The organism is Nocardiopsis sp. MG754419, from assembly GCF_018207095.1.
Lineage (GTDB): Bacteria > Actinomycetota > Actinomycetes > Streptosporangiales > Streptosporangiaceae > Nocardiopsis.
In genome coordinates, this window is the sequence record NZ_QOCZ01000276.1 from 1 (window position 1) to 2,482 (window position 2,482).

Consider the following 2,482-nt stretch of genomic DNA (forward strand, 5'->3'; position numbering starts at 1 on the left):
ACCACGGTCGGGGAGGGCCATGATGGGGGCATGCGCCTCTCCGACACCGACGACCGCTTCGTGTCCGCCACCGCCGACCGTCTCGCCGCCCTTCCCGGGGTCGAGGCGGTCGCGCTCGGCGGCTCCCGGGCCCAGGGCACCCACCGACCCGACAGCGACTGGGATCTGGCCGTGTACTACCGGGGCGGTGACGGCCTCTTCGACCCGCGTCACCTGCGTGAGGTCGGGTGGGAGGGTGAGGTCTCCGAGATCGGTGGGTGGAGCCCCGGCGTGTTCAACGGCGGGGCGTGGCTCCGGGTCGACGGCCGGACCGTCGACGTCCACTACCGGGACCTCGACGTCGTCGAACGCGAGCGCGCCGAGGCCGAACAGGGTCGCTTCCGCGTCGAACCCCTCATGTTCCACCTGGTCGGCATCCCGACCTACCTGGTGGTCGCCGAACTGGCCCTGGGCCGCACACTGGTGGGGGATCTGCCCCGGCCCGAGCACCCGCGGGCCCTGCGGGAGAAAGCCCCGCCGGTGTGGCGCGGGTTCGCCTCGGCCACCCTGACCTACGCCGAACGCAACCACGCACCGCGGGGCCGGGTCGCCCAGTGCGCCGGGCTGGTCGCCCAGGCCGCGTCCCACACCGCGCACGCCGTCCTCGCCGGCCGTGGCGAGTGGGTGACCAACGACAAGGCCCTGCTGGCCCGCGCGGACCTGGAGGAGGTGGACCTGGTGGTCGCCGGAATGACCGCCGACCCCCAGGACCTGCTCCTGGCCGTCGCCGAGGCCGCGCGCATCCTCTCCCTGGCCCGGTGACCCGAGTCGGGAAAGGGGCCCGGGAGTTCTCTCCGGGACCGCGCTGTGCTTCGGCCCCTGTTCGGGTGTCCCGAGTGGTCAGGGACCTGCGGCGCCGAAGGGGGGAGGGTCTGTGCCTCGCGCCCCGCCTTCGGCGCCGCACCGGAATTCGGCGAGCACGGCCCGCCGGTTCCCGGACGAGTTCCCCGTGATCGGTCGATCGGTGCCTAGTCCGGCCGGGCCTGCGCACCGCCGGCCTGCGCACCGCCGGCCTCCGGGCCGTAGGCATGGTCCCACACCATGGTGATCACCCCGCTCTCGACGTCGTAACCGGCCCGTTGGAAGGCCCGGGCCATCGGCTGGTTGCCCAGGTCCGTCGCGGAGTTGATGTGGTCCACCCCCGCTTCCCGCAGGACCCGACCGCCCTCCGCGAGCAGGTCGTCGATGTACCCGTGACCGCGATGCTCGGGCAGCACGGCGATGTAGGCGATGATCGGGTGATAGGCGTTGCGCGCCGGGATGACGAAGCCCACGGGCTCTCCCTCGGCCGACGTCGCCACCCGCCACCACGCGCGCGGCGTGCTGTAGGCGGCGAACTCGTCGGCGAAGTTGGCCTCGGCGACCTCCCTCGCGGACTTCTCCCGCAGGTCGACGTTGTCGTGGGTGTCCAGGGTGCCTTCCAGGGCCCGGGTCATCAGGTCGAGGATGTCCGCGGTGTCCTCGATCTCCCGGAAGCGCAACCGGCCGCGGGGCCTCGGCTCCAAGGAACCGTCGCGCCACGTGAAGCGCAACCGCTCGGTGAGCAGGTGGGCGCCGGTGTTCTCCAGGGCGGTCATCAGATCCCGCACCATGGCGCGCTGATCGGGGTCCTCCCGCCAGCCGGCCGGGAGGAAACGCAGGTATTCGGGCCAGGGCGAGCCCTCGTCCAGGACCGTGGCGGCGGCGGTCCGCACCAGGTGCTCGGCGACGGCGACCCGGTCCACGTCGGCGGCGTCGACCACGTCGAGCACGTCCAACAGGAGGGGACGGTCGTCCTGGTCACGGCGCCACCAGGACAGGCGGGCGACCAGACGGTCACCCTGCATGGCCACCCACATCCACTGCGGGAGGCGGCGACCCTCGGCCATGTCCACGGGGAACTCGTGGTCGAGGGCGTAGGAGAACCCGCTGAAGAGCTCCAGCTCCTCGGGTCCGGTCAGGGGGCGAACGGTCAGGGTGTTCGGAGGAACGGTCAAGGCGACACCTTCGTGTGGTGTGCGCCCGGGGCCGGGTCAACGCTCGGTGGTGACCTCGGAGGGCGCGGTGATCATGGTGAACATCGGATGCGCTCCCTTCTCATCAGTGGCCGGCCACCGTCGGTCGGTGCGGCGGATCATTTATAGCGCGCGCCATCGGAATCCGCCACGGGTTTTCCACGTCCGTGCGTTCGTCGTCGACGGGTGATCATCAGGGTGAGCACGCCGGCGATGAGCCCCCAGAAGGCCGATCCCACCCCGAACAGTGTGAACCCGGACGCCGTGGCCAGCAGGGTCACCACCGCGGCCTCGCGCGCGTCCTCGTCGGCGACCGCCGACGCCAGTGAACCCCCGATGGTGCCCAGCAGCCCTAGCCCCGCGATGGCCAGCACCAGAGTGGAGGGGAGCGTGGCCAGGAGGGAGGCCACCGTCGCTCCGAACAGCCCCACCCCCAGGTAGAACACGCC

Annotated in this window: 3 protein-coding genes; 1 reads left to right on the forward strand and 2 read right to left on the reverse strand. The window is 72.0% G+C overall.

Annotated elements, in window-relative coordinates; genetic code table 11:
* Positions 1–30: 30 nt before the first annotated feature.
* Positions 31–801: a nucleotidyltransferase family protein gene (locus DSY14_RS27510; protein WP_211719518.1), complete on the forward strand. Its 771-nt coding sequence runs from the start codon at positions 31–33 to the stop codon at positions 799–801.
* 206 nt (positions 802–1,007) lie between these two features.
* On the opposite strand, the gene DSY14_RS27515 is transcribed toward DSY14_RS27510, so the two are convergent.
* Entirely contained in the window at positions 1,008–2,015 is a 1,008-nt protein-coding gene (locus DSY14_RS27515; protein WP_211719516.1) for a GNAT family N-acetyltransferase, read from the reverse strand.
* 137 nt (positions 2,016–2,152) lie between these two features.
* Positions 2,153–2,482, reverse strand: a 330-nt coding sequence (locus DSY14_RS27520) for a benzoate/H(+) symporter BenE family transporter (RefSeq protein ID WP_211719517.1), incomplete at its 5' end; no start/stop codon positions are given.

What these genes read in the sequence shown, in the direction of transcription:
- DSY14_RS27510 (WP_211719518.1), top strand. Translation starts at nt 31, where the DNA reads ATGCGCCTCTCCGACACCGACGACCGCTTCGTGTCCGCCACCGCCGAC.